An 18,641-nucleotide genomic window follows, 5' to 3' on the forward strand; every position below is an offset into this window, starting at 1 on the left:
TAGAGTGATTCTAGTATACTAATTGCCGAGGTGAAAACCATGAGTACGAACGAAGATTGGAAAAATAAACTTAGCCCTGAACAATTTAATGTCTGCCGCCTGGGTGGTACGGAATCTCCTTTTTCAGGGAAATATAATAAGCATTACGAAAATGGGACTTACATTTGTGTGGCCTGTAAGCAGGAACTTTTTGGTTCAGAGACCAAATTTGATTCTGGAACAGGTTGGCCAAGTTTCTCCGATGTTCGAAATAATAAAAACGTAACTTTAAAAGACGACTATTCCTACAACATGCACAGAGTAGAGGTTCTTTGTTCAAATTGCGGTTCTCATTTGGGACATGTGTTTCCAGATGGCCCGGGACCGACTCATCAAAGATATTGTATCAACTCTGTAGCGCTTGATTTTGTACCTGCGAATAGTTCAAAATAGGCCATGACTTATCCATTCGTCTCTATCAGTAATAACTTTAAGATTGAAATCAAAACTGATTTCGATTTTGATCAGTCTAATCCTTTGCAGTATCAGTATCTTTTTCGATACACGATTTTGATCACCAACACTGGTGATGTTCCTGCTCAATTGGTTTCACGTAAGTGGAACATTAAAGACGGCAAGGGAGTGGTGAGGTACGTGGAAGGTCCGGGAGTCATCGGACAAACTCCATACTTTGAACCTGGAAAATCATTTGAGTATCAAAGCTTTTGCCCGCTTCCGACAATGGAAGGGGAGATGTGGGGATACTTCAATATGGTAGATGATCGTGGGCAGACATTTAAAATCGATACTCCGGTCTTCCGTTTCCAAGTGCCGAAAGAATTTATCGATATCTATTGAATAAGATCTTTGAAGTCTTTCTCTAGCTTTTTGAGAGTTTCATCAAGGTCGCTCTTCATTTCTTCTTTGCTAATGGCCTCAAAGTTTTGATCTTTTGCAAGGTCATGCATAATGCGAAGACGTTCAAGCATGTTCATAATGTCATGTGAAAGTTTGCGCTTATCCATTATTCCACCAAGCGGATGGTATGGTGGATAGGTCCAAAAATTAATTCCACGGTATCATTCGGTTTCAATGGACCCACACCTTTTGGTGTACCAGTGAAAACTAAATCACCGTCACAGAGAGGAAAGAACTCATCAATATAATGAATGATCTCATTTGCTTTTAAATTGGCATCATTAAGTTTGGCAGTCTGACGAACTTCACCATTAACTTTGAATATGAAGGGAGTTTCCTGCCAATCACCTTCGAAGTCTTTGACTCCTCTCATAGGAGTTACAATTGCAGAGTTCTTAAATACTTTTGAGATCTCCCAAGGATGGCCGTTCTCTTTTAATTTCTTCTGCTCATCACGAAGAGTGAGATCAAGACCAAGGCCCAAACCAATCACCATCTTCTTATAAAGTTTTAAAACGATTTCGCATTCGTAATGAATGTTTCCACGTTTCCAAGGTAGTTGAACCTGACTGTTATTTTTTGGTTCAATGAATGAACTTTGAGGTTTCAAAAACAACACGGGCCGCTCGGGCGCTTTCTCTTGCATTTCGAGGGTGTGTTCGGCGTAATTCTTTCCAAGGCAGATGATTTTATCCATGCTGAAATCATATAACTAACGGGAATTACTGACAAATTAAAAAATATTAATATGGCCCATTGTCTCAAAGAAGAAGTGCAATCATATTTAAGGGATAAATAAAGGATTTTACATGCCTAACTTCTCAAACTGGAAACAAGATATCCAGGCTTCCCTCGTAGTGTTCTTAGTTGCACTCCCTCTCTGTCTCGGTATTGCACTTGCTTCTGGGGCCCCACTTGCGTCAGGTTTGATTGCGGGGATCATTGGTGGTTTAGTCGTTGGTGCTGTTAGTGGTTCGGGGGTCAGTGTTTCTGGACCTGCGGCCGGACTAACCGTAATCGTAGCAGCTGCGATTATTGATATTGGTAACTTTCAAGGATTCACACTCGCGGTGGTGTTATCAGGTGTGATGCAAATCATTTTCAGCTTTGTGAAAGGCGGAAAACTTGGTGATTACTTTCCTTCATCGGTGATTAAAGGAATGCTTGCCGCAATCGGCTTGATTCTTATCTTAAAACAATTTCCTCACGCGATTGGTTTTGATTCCGACTTCATGGGTGATCAAAGTTTTGCTGAGGCGAGTGGTAGAAACACATTTAGTGCGATTGGAATGGCCATTGAGGCAGTTCATCCAGGATCAATAATTGTTGCTCTTATCTCTGTCTTCATCATGCTTGGTTGGGAGAAGGGTGCCTATAAAGGAAATCAGTTTTTTAAAATCATTCCAGGTGCACTAGTCGCAGTTGTGACTTCGGTGGTATTGAATGAAGTTTTCAAACTTACGGCTCCTGGACTTGTGATTGAGACGTCGCACTTAGTGCAGCTTCCTTTCAGTGGTGGAATGAAAGATTTCTTCGCTGGTCTGGCCATGCCTGATTGGTCTTACCTTTCAAATCCTAAAATCTATATAACTGCTGCAACGATTGCTGTAGTGGGATCGATTGAAAGTCTTCTTTCAGTTGAGGCCGCAGATAAGATAGATGTTGATGGACGAATCACTAATAAAAACCGCGAGCTTCTTGCTCAAGGTTTGGGGAATGCTATTTCTGGTTTGATCGGTGGTCTTCCGGTGACTGCGGTTATCGTTCGTACGTCGGCCAACGTTTCGGCCGGAGCAAAAACAAAACTTTCTGCCATCTTTCACGGTCTATGGTTACTAAGCTGTGTGATTGCGATCCCGGCCCTTCTGAACCTTATTCCACTTTCGTGTCTCGCGGCCGTCTTGATCCTGGTTGGTTATAAATTAACAAAGCCAGAGATCATTAAAAAAATGTATGCCCGTGGTTGGAATCAATTTATTCCATTCGTCGTTACGACCCTTGCCATTCTTTTCACTGACCTATTAGTAGGAATTGGTATTGGTATGGTGGTTGGATTTATCTTCGTGATTCGTTCAAGCATGCATGCTTCAATTGTTCTGGTAAACAATGATGAAGAATGGCTCATTCGTTTCCACAAGGACGTTTCCTTCCTTCAGAAGAGTAAACTTACTGAGATGCTAATGAAGATTCCAAATGGCGCCAATGTAGTGATTGATGGCTCTAAGAGCATCTTCGTTGATGACGATATTGTTGACCTGATTGAAGACTTCATGAAGCGTGCAAACTGTTCAGATATTAAAGTACAACTAAGAAAATCATCATTGGCGTTGAGCCCAATTTTTAGAGAGGAATAAGATGGATAGAATCAAACATCTCTTACTGGAGAACCGCGCCTGGGCGCAGTCAAAGCTGGACATCGATCCAGATTACTTTGCGAAGATGGCCAAAGACCAGAATCCAGAGTTTCTTTATATCGGTTGTTCAGACTCACGTGTTCCTCCAACAGAAATGACTAATCTTGACCCTGGTCAAATGTTCATTCACAGAAATATTGCAAATCTTGTCGTTCATACCGACATGAACTTCCTAAGCGTTCTTCAATACGCCGTAAATAATCTCAAAGTTCCTCATATTATCGTTTGTGGTCACTATAACTGTGGTGGTGTGAAAGCAGCACTTTCTACTCACAGTTTAGGGATGCTTAATAATTGGGTGAGAAATATTAAAGACGTTTATTTTTTTAACAAGCTTGAAGTAGATTCTCAAAAATCTGAAACTGAGAGAGTGAATAAGCTGGTTGAATTAAACGTTATTGAACAAGTAAAAAACCTCATGCACACATCAATCGTTCAGAAGGCATGGCATGAAAGAAAAATGCCTTACATTCACGGTTGGGTCTATGACATCAATACTGGTCTTATCAAAACGCTTTTAACAGTAGACCCTGATACGAAGCTTGATTCGGCCTATCGATTTGATTACTAGTTGCTAAAAATCCAAGGTAAGTATGCGGACAGGAGGGGATTGAGTGAAAAATTCCCTTCTGGCCCGTGAGAAAATGTCGAGTGAATGGCCACAAGCTGGATCTCATTCCCATTCTGCATGAAAATCGGTCCCCCTGAATCCCCTGAACGAGAATATTCATCATTGAGTTCCAGAACTTCTTCCGCGGGATTGACCTTGCGGAGAGTTGGAGTAATCACTGTTCTTAGATTCTTTTTATCTCTCGCTCCAAAACCAAAACGATAAAACTTTCCAAAAAACTTTCTCTCCGAGGCAATTGGATGAACTTTGATAAAAGCAGGAAGCTTTTCTTTCATCTGAATTTTGGCGAGATCTGAATAATAACGGGATTGATGAGGATTGTAGGTCGGATGGAGTTTAAAGTCTTTTATCTCAAGGGAAGTCTGTTTTGGATCATAGACCTCTTGAGTGAAAACTCGCACGCTCTTCACATTGCCTTCTAAGCAATGAGCAGCAGTGATGAGCATTTGATCCGAGACCGCGACACCGGTACAAGTGAAGACACCGCCAGGTCTCGTGACTTCAATTAATAAACTAGAATTGAATTGTTCCCAATCATAGGATTTGGCAAAGCTTAGTAAACTCATGAATAGCACCATTAGGAAGAAGGTAATCTTCAGCATGGTTTATGCTACACGAATCTAAGCTACAATCCACTCGCGGTGAGATGAGAGAAGTGGGTTAAATGAGTGTTTGCCTTCCGGGCCAAACGAGAGCGTCGAGTGAATGGCCACTAGATACATCTGGCCATTGTTCTGCATGAAAATTGGGCCGCCTGAGTCACCTGAGTATGAGTACATGTCATTGAGCTCAAGGATTTTTTCCATCGGACGAATGTTTCGAAGTTCAGGTGTAACCATCGTGCGAACATTTTCAGCCCCACGAGCACCGTAACCAAGACGCATGATTTTACCAGAAAGGTTCATGTCTTTCTTGATGATCGGATAGAACTTCGTTTCTTTTGGAAGAGTGCCTTTAAGTTTAATTTTGGCGATGTCAGAGCGGAAGTTCGATTCTTTTGAATCGTAGTCTGGGTGAATCTCGAATGAATCGATTTCCCAGAATTTACCTTTTGATTTGTAAGAAGCTTCGTTTGAAATTCTAACTTTAAGAATTTCACCTTCGAGGCAGTGAGCGGCCGTAAGAACCGTATTGTTGTTGATAGCAACACCTGTGCAGGTAAAAACACCTGTAGGGCGTGTGACTTCAATCAGTAAGCTTGAGTTGAAATTCGACCAGTCAATTAAGGTTGTCATAAGGTTCACCATCATCCTTGATTCAAATTAGACCTTCATGACCCGTCCTGGGCCGTGACCTGTGACTATTATAAAAGAATTAAAAAGCCCGTGTCTAAGGTGCTTTTTGACACTCTGTAAATAGTGGTAATCCAATGAAATCAGGATACTTTAAATTTATGTGCGAAGGATTTAATCGAAAGATTCTGGCACTTTCAAGCCACCACGGGGTGATGTTTGAAAGTGTTAGAAATTAAGGTATGACGCTAAGTGAACGCTATAGGTTAAGTCCTTCTATTTACGATAGCGAGTGCTGTGCGAGTGCTCAGAAATGCTACGATGTGTATCAAGACCAGTGATCTTGATTGATACTTGATCATGGTTTTTCTTGATGGTTTCAATCATTTGGAAACAGCTGTGTTCCACTAATTTTGAGTCGGCAAAATCGATTACAATATGAGAGTTGGCGGGAATTTTTTCGAGAAGGGTCTTCTTGAAACTGTAACTGTTAGTGAAACCTACTGGACTATAAATTTTAAGAGTTAGTTCTCCACCTTCTTCTTTTGCTTCGTGCTTAACGTGGAAAATATCGCTGAAACTCATACCGTGATAAAGATTCAAAATAAGTTGGCACACGAGACCTGCAATAACTCCCACAAGTAAATCAATACTGAGAGTAATGAGGAAGGTCACCATGAATGGTGAAAACTGATCTACGCCGATTTTATAAGTGTGGGAGAACTCATTTGGTGAGGCGAGACGGAAGCCGGTGAAGACCAGCATCGCGGCCAGAGTCGCAGATGGAATCATGTGAAGAATATTTGGGAAGAGAGCGACTGATACCAGGAGCAAACATCCGTGAATGAAGTTTGATTGAGCGGTCTTGGCGCCGTTATCAATGTTTGCTCGTGAGCGAACAATTTCAGAGATCATTGGAAGACCGCCAACTAGTGAGGCCAAAAGATTTCCAGCTCCAGTTGCGATCAAATCTTGGTTTAAGTTCGAGCTCTTCTTCTCAGGGTCCATTCCATCAACGGCGTTTACAGTTAGAAGGGACTCAATTGAACCTACGAGCGAAAGCATCACAATGTACTTAATTGAGATCCAGCTTGTGATAGAAGACCAATCGGGGAAAGCAAAGGCACTAAAAAACGATGAGGGAAGATTAATTAGGAATGATGAATCTACGTGATAGTTGGTGTTTAAGAATTCATAGTTGTGAGCGTTCTCAAAATCAAAAATCGAACCAAGAGTCATTGAAGCCGCGAGCGCAAGGATCGCTGCTGGAATTGCTTTTAATTTTCCCTTCGCAAATTTAGGCCAGAAGATCAGGAAGAGGAGAGTAATGACTCCGATGATGGCAACTTCAGGGTTAAGTCCCAAAATATGAGTAGGGAATTCTCCTAAGAGGGCAATTGGACTTTTAGAAACCGGCACCACACCCAAAATATTGTGACATTGTTTTGCGATGATGATTACACCGATGGCCGAAAGCATTCCGTGAACCACGCTCTTAGGAATGATCTCGCCGATAATGCCGGCCTTCGAGAAACCAAAAATAATTTGAATTATGGCCGCAACTACACCAACAGCTAAGGTTTTCTTATAACCCATGACCGGATCGCCCATGCCAAGTTCTGTTACTGCACCAATCACAATAACAATAAGACCTGCCGCCGGACCTTTAATAGTAAGTCTCGCACTCCCCAGAAGAGAGCCAAAGATACCACCAATAACTGCCGTATAAATACCTGCAATAGGAGGAAAGCCCGAGGCGATAGAAATTCCTAAGCAGAGTGGAAGAGCGAGTAGGAAAACAAAGAATCCAGATTTAAAGTCTTGCGCAAAAGTTTGAGAGTTAAAAATCATAAAGTCTCCAGTTTCAAGAATTATAGAATTTGATCTTTTGAAATGGTAGGATGAAGAAATTAGATTTTTTTAATCTGGATTATGCATGACACCCATTACTCACATTGAAACACCTTTTAACGAGAAATTTGGAGTTCCTCGTCAACCGCTATTGGTGATGGAGGCCTGGGGCAAGATGCGTTTTCCGAAAAATGATTTTTATGTCGAGGCCTTTCGTGAGATTGAAGCATCAACTCACTTATGGCTCATTTTCGAGTTTCATCAAATTCCTAATTTTGGCTTTAATGGTCTTGTGCGACCTCCAAGGTTTGAAGGTAAAAAGAAACTCGGGGTGTATGCCACGAGAAGTCCACATCGTCCGAATCGGATTGGTCTTTCAGTCGTTAGATTTGATCGATTGGAAATTTTAGCGAATGAAATTGTTCTATGGGTGAAGGGTGTGGACTTAGTTAATGGCACTCCTGTTTTTGATATTAAGCCATACGTTCCTTACACGGATAGAATCTTAGATGCAGTTTCCGAAAATTTTGATGAAGCTCCTAAGAACTTAAACGTCACATGGAAATGTCATCCGGAACTAAGCCGTGAAGAGCGAGAGTTATTTGAAAAGGTTGTGGCCCTAGATCCTAGACCTGGACACGATAAAGACCTGCAAGGTGAGTACGGTGTCTCACTTGCAGGTTGGAATATTCGATTTCGTTTTATCGATGAAGGTTTTGAAATTTTCGAAGTGACTAAAGCTTAACTTTGAAATCGTAGAGGCCATCGTCTTTAAACTGAACTTCCACCTGACCAGCAAATCCATCAATATCATTTCCAAAGATCACGTAGTTTTCTACTGGTTTAATGGCGTCTTGATTAATGGCGTAGCCCAGTTCTTTAGAAAGCAGCAGGGACAGATTATAGTGAGTCACATTCTTTTGAACGGTCTTCATCTCGGCCGGTAATTCAGCATTGAATGACATCGCCAGGAATGGAACTTCCCAAGAAGCAGGGATAAGCGCACCATGACCCCAGTTCCCACCTTCGCCCAGAGCTTCTCCATGATCAGAAACATAAACCACAAGAACGGATTGTTTTGAGTTCTTAACAATCGAATGGAATTCTTTCATGAACGTATCAAATTCCACCACAGAGTTATCGTAGTGATCAACCTTGTTTGAACCCTTGAAAACGTTTGATTCTGGGCTAAAACGAAGTTCCCAAGGTGCGTGAGATCCACGCTGATGAAGCATGATGAATTGCTTTTCAGGCTTATCAAGCATTGCTTTTAGAGATGGGAGTAAGTCACGGTCAAGTGCCGCTTGATGATTGACAGTTTGAGGTGAGATATCTTCTAACGTTTTGTATTCATCCAGTGAGGCCGCACATAAGTAAGGAGCGATATAACGGAGCTGCTCAGCACTTTGGATAGATAAAAAGTGAGTCGTGTACTTTTGTTTTTTGGCGAGTTTAAACAGGCAATGCTCACCCTTGGCCGCTTTGATACTACCTGCTGGACCAAATCCCATATTTAATAAGAATGCGACGGCGATATCAGTCGATACTCCGCTTGAAAGTGCGCGCGAATAAAAGAAATTGGGATCTTGAGAAATTGATTTCAAAAACGGAGTGGTTGATCTTTCATACCCAAATAGCTCCATATGATTTGGCGTGAGACTTTCTCCAAGAATGAAAATGACTTTATCCCATTTTGCCTGCCTCTCATTTTGAAGTTTCAAATCAAGCGACACACTTTTAGCGTCGAGCTGGTTATTTCCCATGAGCTTATGAGGCAGGATTTTTCCCGAGAAATAAGAGAAGGCAAGATAGACATTCATACCCGCGAGTTCTCGCGTAGAAGGTTGTCTTCCCCAAGTATTTCCTGTCACAAATGTGCGGATCGGGTTGTAGATAAAATACAGGCAAAAGATCAGACCAAGATATTTAACCTTATATAGTTCTTTCGAGTTTTTAAATGCAAACCAACCCAAGAGGCACGGAACGATTGTGAAAAGCAAAGGTATGAAAACGTGATGGAGTTCAACAAGGAGTGTTCCCTGAACTTCATTAAACTGAGTGAGAAGAAGGTAGATCTCATTCGGTAAGAGTTGAGTACCATAATAGGACAAGTGTCCCATCTGAAAAGCATTGAGGATCATGACGAAAGAGAGAAACAAATAGCGAAGAAACTTGTTTGAAATAAAGGTCGCTGCCAAAAGAATCGCAAACACACCAAAGTACTTCCCAAAAGTCAGCCAGACGATGTGGATGTCTTTAACCCAGTAAAAGAGGTATTGCTGTGCAAGAGTTAAAACAAAGAATACGAGGGCCAAGCCCAGGTGATGAGTTAATTTTTTGAACATGATTCATCATGACATAATTAAGATGCTCTTGCTATGATCATGGCCTATGAAGAAAGTATTATTGACAGGTGCAGCGGGACTAATTGGGGCCAAGACAGCGGAAAAGCTACTTGCTCAGGGGATTGAAGTTGTTGGGATTGATAATCTTAATGACTATTACGATGTTAACCTTAAGCACTACCGACTATCTCAAATTAAAGATCCAAAGTTTCATTTTCACCAAATTGATATCGAAGACAAATCCAAATTGCGTGAACTGTTCAAAGCGAACCGATTTGATGTGGTTTTTAACCTGGCCGCTCGAGCTGGTGTTCGTTATTCGATGGAAAACCCAGATATTTACATGACCACAAATGCGATGGGGACTTTAAATCTCCTTGAATGCATGCGTGAGTTCAAGGTCTCTAAGTTTGTATTGGCATCTACCAGCTCTTTGTATGCAGGTCAGGCGATGCCTTTCAAAGAGGACCTTGCAGTAAACACTCCGATTTCTCCTTACGCTGCTTCAAAAAAAGCCGCAGAGGTAATGGCCTACACTTATCACTATTTGTACGGCATTGATGTTTCGATCGTTCGATACTTCACCGTTTATGGGCCTGCAGGCAGACCTGATATGTCGCCGTTTATCTTTGCTGATAAGATTTTAAAAGGTGAAGAGCTTCCTGTGTTTGGTGATGGTACTCAATCAAGAGATTTCACTTTCGTGGATGATATTGCTGAGGGGACCATTCTTGCGGGCAAGAAACTTGGTTTTGAGATCATCAATCTAGGTGGCGGTAATAATCCTTATACGCTTCTTCAGATGATTGAACTTATGGAGAAGTTTTCAGGTAAGAAAGCAAAACTTAAATTGGGTGACCGAATTAAGGCCGATATGGATGTGACTTGGGCGGACATTTCGAAAGCAAAAAGGCTCCTCGGATGGGAGCCTAAGATTTCATTTGAAGAGGGGATCGCGAGACTAGTGAAGTGGCATCAAACCACTTCTCTTTAAAATTTCTCAGTTCTAAAAGTATAAGTTCTTAAAGTTTTGTCTTGATGAAAATGCAGAACAAGCGATGCTGTTTTTGTTGATGAAGAGCTAGAGTCGCCCCCTACATTCATCCCTGTCCAGTTCCAAAAACCCGCACTAGATATATAGTGAGAGATTCCTCCACCTACAGAACTACTTTCATTAGATCGGCGGCTATATGCCCACATATCTCCCTCTGGAGTCTTTTCAACGACATCTGGGGTTCCGAAATTTTCTAAAACTTGAGATTGGCTAGTTTTGCCTTTGACCAATTTGTCATTTATTTCCAAGGCATTGATTTTTGTTTGAGATTTCTCTGTGCTCGAACAAGCAACTGTAACAAGAGCGATAAAGATAAGTGATGTGATTTTCATATAACCCTCCTTTAAAGGTTAGGAGGGTTATAAATCAAAGAACTGATTACGGTCGAAGGTAACTAGAACTGCTTAGCTCTATTTTTCATTTCTGAAAGGACGCGTGTTAAAAGTTCACGGCAATCCCCATCATCCATTCCATGAAGCATGTGGCTTGGAGGTAGATTCTTTTCTCCACCGCGGCCGAATGATTCAAGACGGTTGTTGATATTGTTACGAAGTGTTCTTAATTTTTTGTCAGAGAATTCTGATAAATCAGAGTAGTCTTTCATAGGTCCTTTTAGGCAACTGAAACTTTTAAATTAAGTCCCACATGGTTAAGTTGATCTTGGAGTGCGAGTTGTACCCAATATGATTCAGGCTCTTTAAGTTTGCAAGCAATTAAGGCGGCCCTTTCCGGACTAGGTATCCTTCGACCTTTTTCTAAGTCGCAGAGTGAAGCTTGTGAAATTCCAAGGATTTTTGCAAATTCCTTTTGAGAAAGTTCATCAGCGAGCCTGTAGGCTTCAAGCAATTTACCAAATGTTAACCGGCCAAAGTCCTTTTCCAGTTCTTTGGACCCGTATTTAATTTTTCGTTTAGTAGTCATGTTTATTGACCTCTTCTACTTTGATAATCTTCATGATTCCAGATTCGGCTTCGGAGTAAATGGCACGGTAAGCCTTATTTAATCTAATGGATCGTGTTCCCGCTCTTGAGCCTTTGAGAGGTTCATCGTGATAGCCTGGAATTTTACGCATTTCTTCGATTCCTTCGCTCTCTACTCCTTCAACCCATCTTTGTAATTTTACAATAATATAGGGTGGGAGCTTTCTTAGGTCCTTTTGGACCAAGCTCAAATCAACTCGAATCACAGATCTTCCTTATTGTATGTCAGTTTGACGTATTTTTAAAGTACTTCAAATGAACTTAACCTGTTCAAATTATTAATGAGGATCAGATTACAAAAAAAGGGAGCTATTGTTTCGCGTATGCAAATGCTTTGATTAGATAGTTCACGTATTGATAGGTTTTTAAGTGCTTGATTTGATCTTGGAAAGAGTTGAATAATTCATCAGCGTGTTGAAACGCTAGTTCGCTTCTGGTCTCTAAGTAATGTTGGAAAAAGATTAAGCCAATAATGACCTTCCAATAGTTTGCAGTTTCACCTTGGTAAGCAAGCAGAGAGATTTTTATAAGTTCATTGAGCTCGAGGGATTGAAGATGTCTAACCAAGGAAATGAGCCTGTCCTTAATCTGCTCGAAATTCTGGTTGTTTTTGGGCGATGATTGCTCTGGGAAAAAGTCCAGCGTTTTCAGAATAAATTCTCTCTCAGAAAAAGCAATGCATAACAACTTTCTGAGGTCATCTTCTCCTAACCCAAAATGCCAGGTTTTCAATTCTGATATCTCGTACGGAGTATTTCTGAAAACCCCACTGTTTAGCCTCTTCTCCCATTCATGTGGAAAAACCGAGGAACCTTTCAGATGATTACAATCTCGATGAGAGATTGCGATATTTGATGGGGCGTTAGTTCCACCCTTTGATTTCGGGACGATGTGCTCAATTGTAACATCGGTAAAATTAATAATTTCGTTTTTACAAACAAAGCAGGTGGGGTCTTTTGTCCAGATTCGGAGCCGTTTGCTTAAATTGCTCATAGACTTCCAATTTAGAATCTATGAGCTCGAAAAATCTATGTCCAAAAGGTGCCAGGTTTATCTTTTCTTGCGAAATTTAAATCCAACTTTCGCTGGTTCTTTATTATCTTTTCTTTCTTCACGACGAGGACCACCTTGGCCTTTAGAAGCAGGTCTGTGCTCTGGGCGCGGTCTTTGTTCCTGACGTGGTTTTTGCTCTGGCTTCGGCCTTTGCTGTTGTCCTTGTCCCTGAGGCTTCTGAGGTTCTTTGGCCTTCGGTTTAGCTCTTGGATCACGGTATGGTTTGCGATCAGTCTGAGTCATCTTTACCGATTGTTCAGCTACTCCAACGAACGTTTCTGTTGGAAGTTTTTTGCCAATTGTTTTTTGGATACGCGCTAAAGCATCTCTTTCAGTTTCATCACAGAATGAAATGGCATCGCCATCTTTACCTGCACGGGCAGTTCGGCCGATACGGTGAACGTAACTTTCAGCTTCAACTGGAAGGTCGTAGTTAATCACGTGAGAAACGCCTTGCACGTCAATTCCTCGAGCGGCAATATCAGTCGCAACTAGTACCTTAATCTTACCTGTCTTGAAATTTTCAAGAGCTGTTTCACGGGCAGATTGAGATTTATTTCCGTGAATCGCGGCCGATTGAATATTGAAGTGAGCAAGATAATCTACGATCTTGTTTGCACCGTGTTTTGTACGAGTGAAAACAAGAGTGAGTTCAACACCTTCTTCAACAAGAACCTTGCGAAGAAGTTGATACTTATAGGCCTTCTGAGTGAAGATCACTTTTTGATTAATTCTTTCAACCGTGGTTGATGGAGGAGTTACTTCCACCTTCGTTGGGTTTTTAAGAATGCGATTAGCGATACCAACGATTTCATTCGGCATAGTTGCCGAGAAAAGCATGGTTTGTTTTTGCTCAGGAAGTTTTGCGATGATCTTTTTGATATCGTGGATGAAACCCATATCAAGCATGCGATCCGCTTCATCTAGAACGAAGATTTCTACTTTGTTCAGTTTACAGTGACCTTGGTTCATTAGATCTAGAAGACGACCTGGAGTCGCAATCAGAACATCTAGGCCGTTACGAAGAGCTGCTACTTGAGCTGCTTGTCCTACGCCGCCGAAGATAACTGCATTTTTTACTTTAAGATTACGTCCGTACTTATCAAGTTGCTCTTTGATTTGAGAAGCAAGCTCGCGAGTAGGGGCCAGAATCAATGAACGAGGCTCACAAGGAGTGAGGCTGAAATTACGACCTTGAAGCTTCTGAAGCATTGGAAGCGTGAAGGCCGCAGTTTTACCCGTACCAGTTTGAGCAATTCCTAGAAGGTCATGGCCCTCTAAAAGTGTAGGAATTGACTGTGCCTGAATAGGGGTTGGAGTTTCGTAGCCCGCAACTTCTAAGTTAGCGAGAATAATTTCGTGAAGAGCGAGTTCTTTGAATTTTAACATGGGCGGAGAATCGTTGTTTTGGGGCGGGAAGTCAAGGGGACTGCTAGGAGCACTTAAGTTTTCTTAAGTTTCACGATTTGATTTGAGGCAGTAAAATGCCTTTTTTTAACATTTTGGGTGTTATGAATTTATTACAGTATTTCGGCCGTCTAGAGTTTATCAGTCCCCGCCAACGTAAGAAATTAATCTGGAAATGGTGTTCTCGTTCGAGCTTTCAAGACCACGGTTTCTGCAGTGATTTCTATGGCTTCAAGTATCGTGGCCACACACAAAATCATATTGATCGGTTTGTATATTTCTTGGGTGCTTATGAAAAAGGCATGCTGAAATTCATCGAAACAAGCCTGAAAGAATCTCAGTCGAAGGTATTTGTCGATATTGGCGCCAATGTAGGTCACCACACATTGTTTGCTTCAAAATTTGCTTCTCAAGTCTATTCATTCGAGCCCTATTACAAGGTGAGGAATGAACTTGAAAAGAAGATTGCCGACAACAACTTGATAAACGTTAATCTCTCTCAGTATGCGATTGGCCTTAAGAATGAAGAACTAACATATTTTGAGCCTGGAGATCATAACACTGGTACAGGTTCATTTGTTGATGGGTTTGATGCTAACAACACCAATAAGGGTCTTCAGCTCTCAGTTCGTAATGGATCTGAGTTATTCAGCGAAATGGGAATTAACGACATCGCTGTGATGAAAGTTGATGTTGAAGGTTTCGAAGCAAATGTACTCGAAAGTCTTTTGCCAGTTCTAAAAAAGACAAAGCCTATCATCATTCTGGAGTTTATTGGTGATACTAAGAAAGCTTTTTCTGAGCGACCTGAGCTAGTTCTTTTCCTGAAAGAGAGCTACTCAGCGAAGATGTTTAATAACTCCAATAAGATCAATTATAAGTTCCTTCCTTGGGACTTTGATCGTTTTGGTGATGTTGTCTTCTTTCCAAAATAATCAATAATTTTGAATAAGATTCAGGAAGTTCTCGTCATACTTTTCCCAAGTGTGGAGGCGGGCAATTTCCTGATTTGCTTTACCCATTTCGACTCTTAAAGCGTCTTGATTGATAAGGACTTTCAACTTCTCAGCAATTGCAGCCGGCTCTTGGCGTTCAATGATGTAGTCTTTTTGGACGTCAGGAAAGAGCTCGGCACATCCTACCGTACTTGTAGCAATGATTGGTCGAGAAAGGGCCATAGATTCTAGGACACTCATACCGAAGGCCTCAATCTTTGCAGCATGAACAACGATATCAACAGCTGCGATCAAGTTGGCCACATCAAGACGAGGTTCCATCCAGAATACTTGCTCACCAATGCCTAGTTCAGAAGCCAAGCTGTAAACTTTTTCTGGTTTCCCTTCTTTGCCGACAATTAGGACTGAAACCTTTTGTCGCTCAGGTAGGGGAAGTTGTGCTACCGCTTTAATGAGGGCAAAGGCCCCTCTGTTCTCTAAATTTCCTGAAGTAATGACTCCCAGAACTAGCTTATTCTCGGCCTTGATCTTTTGACGAATTTCACTCACAGCCGTTGGATTGATTGTGTTGATGAGATTTTGATCATGACCAGGATAGAAAATGTGTGTGGGTACATTCACACTGAAACGTTTTTGAAGGTCGTTCTTCATCATGTGCGAATTACAAACTAAAACCTTGAAGCTTCCTTTTTCAAAAATCATGCGATGAAAAGGAATCGAAAGGTTTTTATCGTTATGCTTTCCAGGATAAACATCCGCACCTAGGTGCACACAAGTGTGAAGGAAGAGAATGTCTTGATGAAGAGTATCACCGTGACCAACAACAAGTGAGCCTGGTGATTTGGAACAAAGTCTCTTTGCCTGCCAATCAAACCATTGTCTTTGGAAGAGAGTGTTCTTCGGCCACTTCCAGGTTTTAAGACATTTAATCTTCGGATTAGAAGTTAGCTCAGAATGAAAAGATTCCGAAATGACTGATACGTCTTGACCGCGTTGGGCCAGAGCTAGGGCCTGTCTTCTTAAAATTCGAGGAGTTCCAGATAACGCATTCGTCTGGCGAAGGATCAGATGTACATTGTTTTTAAGGGGCTTTTCCATTAGGATATTCAATAAAATCTTACAGACTTAGAAAAGAAAAAATCATGAGCTTTCTACCGACCCACCTTCCTATTTTGATGTATCACCAAGTTCTTCCAAAGACACACCCGGATTTCAAAAAGCACATTGCAGTGGATCCTGAGGTTTTTAGAGGGCAGGTTAAACAACTTTTGGATCAAGGTTGGAGTTTCATGACGGTTGATGAGTATTTCTCTAAACCTGAAAATGCTCGTCCGGCGAAAACTGCTATTTTAACTTTTGATGACCTTGCTTCATCGTTTGTTGAGTATGGGTTGCCGGTTTGTAATGAATTGAAGGTTAAGGCGAGTCTATTTCCGATTCAGAATATGACTTTTAATCGTCCGTATCACAACCTAAGTAAAGACGGGATTTCACCTCTAAACGATAGTGATATTAAAATGCTTTCTGACGCTGGTTTTGAAATCGGTTCTCACGGACAATCTCACCAGAACTTCCGTAAAATTTCTCTGACTCAGGTTAGGGAGGAGATGGAAGAGAGTAAGAAGTGGCTTGAAGGTGTGATTGGTAAGAAAGTGAACACGATCTGTTACCCAATTGGTGGCGTTGATAGAGATATTGTTGATACTGCCAAAGACCTGGGTTACATCAACGGGCTTTCGACTCTAAAAGGGTCATTGCAGTTTTCTGGCGACCGCATGTCTCTAAGACGTGTCGACATTAAAAATCACGTTGTTGGAGATAAATTGAAGTTTGGTGTGAGTCCTTTCTACGGCTTCAGACGCCTAATTACTCGACCATTTAGAGCAAAATACCGTGTGGATGCCAGACATCCAAGTGTCGGGAAATAGGATAATATTTTCCTAGATAACTGCTTAAATCTTAGATTTGAATTTCCAAAAAGGTCGTCAGAGTTTAAATAAAAGCCCTTATGACCAAATCCCCTTGGGTCGTGAAAATTCAGGCTGCTCTAGCCGAGCTAGCCTCGCAATTTGATTCGTCCCTTCCTGAAACCACCTTCGTCTTTCATCCCTTATATCGAGTAGGGCTGTCTGAGAATTCTGTGGAGAATATCGAAAAGATTTTTGGGAAATCATTTTTGGGAAGACTTCGTCACTACTCAGGAAATCTTAAAAAGATGGACTGGTTAAAGTATGGCCGCAAAAAGTTTGTGGCCCGACTTCCTTCTGACTCCATTATCTTTTTTCGAAGTGACAAGGAAGGCGTGATTGTAGCCTCTCATGAGAAGCAGATCGCTTTTAAAATGTTCTTTGATGGTGCTCATATTGAGCTTTTGGAAGAAGAGATCAGAACTTTAAAGTCGTTTGAGAATACTTCTTTCTCTCCCTATGTCGCAAAACTTCTGGCGGATGGAATAACCAGCAATGGTGGCCGTTGGCTTGTCACAAACTTTTGTTCGAACTCAGAAGCGCTGACCAGTCGTCCTCATCATGAGCGATACCTCCTTCGTTATTTCCCAATGATTGTCATGCCTGCGATGACTCAGTTCTATCAGTCCTTCTCTCCTCGTATTATGGGTCTGGAGCGATGGTTGCTAGAAACTCATTACCGAATTGAAAGACATCCTTCTCGAAAGAAACTTGAGGTCTTAATTAAAAAGATTGCTGAGCTATCTCGAGAATTCCCCGATTACGAAGTAATGGAGAGTCGAATCCATCATGATCTGCATGCAGGGAATATTCTGATCGACGATAATCAAACGATCATTATCGATTGGGAAGGCAGTGTCAGAGGTCTAGTTCTAATCGACGTCTTTGATTTTACCCGACGTTATTTGCAAAGGAATCTTTGGGATAAGTGGCATTTCTCACTCTATATGAGAGGCATCGTTGAAGAACCACCACTTCTCATCAAGAGATCTCTACGCTTTTACCGAAACTGGAGTTTGATCAATTTTAAGATCAATATTTCACCGGGAAGTGCGCGCTTAACGTTTCTGATCTATGCCGTTGAACGAGCACTTATTATTCACGAGCTTCGTGGGCTTGATCGCTTCAAAGATAAAAAAGGGATCGAATCCTGGATTTTAAAAGCGGTACAATAAGTCCGTGAAGCTGGTCGATTCTTCATCAAAGTAATGCTTACTCTCTAAAACTCTACTTGAAATGAATGTAAAATGCGGCTTCAGAAGTTTCTGATACTTTTCGCGGCTTCGGTGAATCGCGTACTCATCTTTGAATTCAAGTTCAGAGATTTGGCGACCTAATTCAACGTTAGTTGGAACCGTGAGGTAGAGATATTTTACTCGTTTGGCGAGAACAGGAATTACTTCCTTGAGCTCTTTATCTGTGAGGTATTGGAAGACGGAAGTACAAATTCCGAGATCAAATTTATTATCTTTTCTCTTGGTACGAGTCCAAGTGAGAAGATCTTCTTCAAAGAGTTCAAGTTTAGTCGAAGGCACCGGGCGAAGTTTATCTGGTTTTGCTTTTTTGAAGGCGAAAGGTGAGGGTTCGATTCCTACGGCGCGGTATGGTTTGAAAGCCTTTAGCATTTCGCGGAAAAGATGGCCGTAGCCGAAACCCAAGTCGACAATGGTGCTGATATCCACATGCTCAATCAGTAGAAATGATTCGAGATATATTGTATGTTCTTTAGCGTTACCAATTCCGTCCATGGACATAGGGTCGGAATAGTTTTTGTCCCAGTAGGTTTTGTCGAATTTTGTCATTTCAAGAGGGTAGCTAAAACTTGATATAATGTCGGCCTTTTTCTAAGATTTA

General features: G+C 41.4%; 23 protein-coding genes. 9 read left to right on the forward strand and 14 right to left on the reverse strand.

All coding sequences use genetic code 11. From position 1 onward, the window contains the following. Positions 1-21 precede the first annotated feature (21 nt). On the forward strand, positions 22-432 hold the full coding sequence (gene msrB, locus SOO65_RS03445) for a peptide-methionine (R)-S-oxide reductase MsrB (protein ID WP_407676995.1): 411 nt from the start codon (positions 22-24) through the stop codon (positions 430-432). 3 nt (positions 433-435) lie between these two features. Continuing rightward, a complete protein-coding gene (apaG, locus tag SOO65_RS03450; RefSeq protein WP_321396968.1) occupies positions 436-837 on the forward strand; it encodes a Co2+/Mg2+ efflux protein ApaG in 402 nt (133 codons plus the stop codon). Here the strand turns inward: apaG and SOO65_RS03455 are convergent. Together SOO65_RS03455 and SOO65_RS03460 are read right to left on the reverse strand one after the other, a co-directional pair. Then, the gene (locus tag SOO65_RS03455; RefSeq protein ID WP_321396971.1) at positions 831-1,004 is read right to left on the reverse strand and encodes a hypothetical protein; all 174 of its coding nucleotides are present in this window, start codon (positions 1,002-1,004) and stop codon (positions 831-833) included. The genes apaG and SOO65_RS03455 overlap by 7 nt on opposite strands. Further along, positions 1,004-1,594, reverse strand: coding sequence for a fumarylacetoacetate hydrolase family protein (locus tag SOO65_RS03460; protein ID WP_321396974.1), 591 nt, complete (start codon positions 1,592-1,594; stop codon positions 1,004-1,006). The genes SOO65_RS03455 and SOO65_RS03460 overlap by 1 nt, the downstream gene beginning before the upstream one ends. 112 nt (positions 1,595-1,706) lie before the next feature. Here SOO65_RS03460 and SOO65_RS03465 point away from each other — a divergent pair, with 112 nt between their 5' ends. Together SOO65_RS03465 and SOO65_RS03470 are read left to right on the forward strand one after the other, a co-directional pair. Further along, positions 1,707-3,251 carry a SulP family inorganic anion transporter gene (locus tag SOO65_RS03465; protein ID WP_321396977.1) on the forward strand — a complete coding sequence of 515 codons (1,545 nt, stop codon included), beginning with the start codon at positions 1,707-1,709 and terminating at the stop codon, positions 3,249-3,251. Position 3,252: 1 nt separating this feature from the next. Next, complete coding sequence (locus tag SOO65_RS03470; protein WP_321396980.1) at positions 3,253-3,882, forward strand: carbonic anhydrase; 630 nt, start codon at positions 3,253-3,255, stop codon at positions 3,880-3,882. Here SOO65_RS03470 and SOO65_RS03475 read toward each other — a convergent pair. The 3 genes from SOO65_RS03475 to SOO65_RS03485 form a co-directional block, all read right to left on the reverse strand. Then, positions 3,879-4,544, reverse strand: a complete 666-nt coding sequence (locus tag SOO65_RS03475) for a trypsin-like serine protease (RefSeq protein ID WP_321396983.1) — start codon at positions 4,542-4,544, stop codon at positions 3,879-3,881. The two genes, SOO65_RS03470 and SOO65_RS03475, sit on opposite strands and share 4 nt — an antisense overlap. 18 nt (positions 4,545-4,562) lie before the next feature. Next, positions 4,563-5,177, reverse strand: coding sequence for a trypsin-like serine peptidase (locus tag SOO65_RS03480; RefSeq protein ID WP_321396986.1), 615 nt, complete (start codon positions 5,175-5,177; stop codon positions 4,563-4,565). 273 nt (positions 5,178-5,450) lie between these two features. Beyond that, the gene (locus SOO65_RS03485; RefSeq protein ID WP_321396989.1) at positions 5,451-7,025 is read right to left on the reverse strand and encodes a SulP family inorganic anion transporter; all 1,575 of its coding nucleotides are present in this window, start codon (positions 7,023-7,025) and stop codon (positions 5,451-5,453) included. 85 nt (positions 7,026-7,110) lie between these two features. Between SOO65_RS03485 and tsaA the strand changes: the two genes are divergently transcribed. Beyond that, complete coding sequence (gene tsaA / locus SOO65_RS03490; protein ID WP_321396992.1) at positions 7,111-7,770, forward strand: tRNA (N6-threonylcarbamoyladenosine(37)-N6)-methyltransferase TrmO; 660 nt, start codon at positions 7,111-7,113, stop codon at positions 7,768-7,770. Here tsaA and SOO65_RS03495 read toward each other — a convergent pair. Next, positions 7,760-9,370, reverse strand: coding sequence for a phosphoethanolamine transferase (locus tag SOO65_RS03495; protein WP_321396995.1), 1,611 nt, complete (start codon positions 9,368-9,370; stop codon positions 7,760-7,762). The genes tsaA and SOO65_RS03495 overlap by 11 nt on opposite strands. Positions 9,371-9,416: 46 nt before the next feature. Between SOO65_RS03495 and SOO65_RS03500 the strand changes: the two genes are divergently transcribed. Beyond that, positions 9,417-10,364 (forward strand): SDR family NAD(P)-dependent oxidoreductase, encoded by a 948-nt coding sequence (locus SOO65_RS03500; RefSeq protein ID WP_321396998.1) that lies wholly within the window; start codon positions 9,417-9,419, stop codon positions 10,362-10,364. Here SOO65_RS03500 and SOO65_RS03505 read toward each other — a convergent pair. The 6 genes from SOO65_RS03505 to SOO65_RS03530 form a co-directional block, all read right to left on the reverse strand. Further along, positions 10,361-10,756, reverse strand: a complete 396-nt coding sequence (locus SOO65_RS03505) for a hypothetical protein (protein WP_321397001.1) — start codon at positions 10,754-10,756, stop codon at positions 10,361-10,363. The two genes, SOO65_RS03500 and SOO65_RS03505, sit on opposite strands and share 4 nt — an antisense overlap. 62 nt (positions 10,757-10,818) lie before the next feature. Continuing rightward, positions 10,819-11,028, reverse strand: a complete 210-nt coding sequence (locus SOO65_RS03510) for a hypothetical protein (protein WP_321397004.1) — start codon at positions 11,026-11,028, stop codon at positions 10,819-10,821. Between the two features lie 8 nt (positions 11,029-11,036). Further along, positions 11,037-11,345 carry a helix-turn-helix transcriptional regulator gene (locus SOO65_RS03515; RefSeq protein WP_321397007.1) on the reverse strand — a complete coding sequence of 103 codons (309 nt, stop codon included), beginning with the start codon at positions 11,343-11,345 and terminating at the stop codon, positions 11,037-11,039. Next, positions 11,335-11,610, reverse strand: a complete 276-nt coding sequence (locus SOO65_RS03520) for a type II toxin-antitoxin system mRNA interferase toxin, RelE/StbE family (RefSeq protein WP_321397010.1) — start codon at positions 11,608-11,610, stop codon at positions 11,335-11,337. The genes SOO65_RS03515 and SOO65_RS03520 overlap by 11 nt, the downstream gene beginning before the upstream one ends. Positions 11,611-11,713: 103 nt before the next feature. After that, complete coding sequence (locus SOO65_RS03525; RefSeq protein WP_321397013.1) at positions 11,714-12,397, reverse strand: HNH endonuclease; 684 nt, start codon at positions 12,395-12,397, stop codon at positions 11,714-11,716. A gap of 57 nt (positions 12,398-12,454) precedes the next feature. Beyond that, entirely contained in the window at positions 12,455-13,846 is a 1,392-nt protein-coding gene (locus SOO65_RS03530; protein ID WP_321397016.1) for a DEAD/DEAH box helicase, read from the reverse strand. A 122-nt stretch (positions 13,847-13,968) separates the two neighbouring features. Here SOO65_RS03530 and SOO65_RS03535 point away from each other — a divergent pair, with 122 nt between their 5' ends. After that, entirely contained in the window at positions 13,969-14,799 is an 831-nt protein-coding gene (locus tag SOO65_RS03535) for an FkbM family methyltransferase (RefSeq protein WP_321397019.1), read from the forward strand. Here SOO65_RS03535 and SOO65_RS03540 read toward each other — a convergent pair whose 3' ends face one another. Then, positions 14,800-15,918, reverse strand: a complete 1,119-nt coding sequence (locus tag SOO65_RS03540) for a glycosyltransferase family 4 protein (protein ID WP_321397022.1) — start codon at positions 15,916-15,918, stop codon at positions 14,800-14,802. Positions 15,919-15,962: 44 nt separating this feature from the next. On the opposite strand from SOO65_RS03540, the gene SOO65_RS03545 reads away from it, so the two are divergent. Together SOO65_RS03545 and SOO65_RS03550 are read left to right on the forward strand one after the other, a co-directional pair. Continuing rightward, the gene (locus SOO65_RS03545) at positions 15,963-16,748 is read left to right on the forward strand and encodes a polysaccharide deacetylase family protein (protein WP_321397025.1); all 786 of its coding nucleotides are present in this window, start codon (positions 15,963-15,965) and stop codon (positions 16,746-16,748) included. A 212-nt stretch (positions 16,749-16,960) separates the two neighbouring features. Next, complete coding sequence (locus SOO65_RS03550) at positions 16,961-17,962, forward strand: phosphotransferase (RefSeq protein ID WP_321397031.1); 1,002 nt, start codon at positions 16,961-16,963, stop codon at positions 17,960-17,962. Here SOO65_RS03550 and SOO65_RS03555 read toward each other — a convergent pair. Further along, complete coding sequence (locus SOO65_RS03555) at positions 17,945-18,589, reverse strand: class I SAM-dependent methyltransferase (protein WP_321397035.1); 645 nt, start codon at positions 18,587-18,589, stop codon at positions 17,945-17,947. The genes SOO65_RS03550 and SOO65_RS03555 overlap by 18 nt on opposite strands. Positions 18,590-18,641 lie beyond the last annotated feature (52 nt).

This window comes from Peredibacter starrii (assembly GCF_034259205.1).
In the GTDB taxonomy this organism is placed as follows: domain Bacteria; phylum Bdellovibrionota; class Bacteriovoracia; order Bacteriovoracales; family Bacteriovoracaceae; genus Peredibacter; species Peredibacter starrii.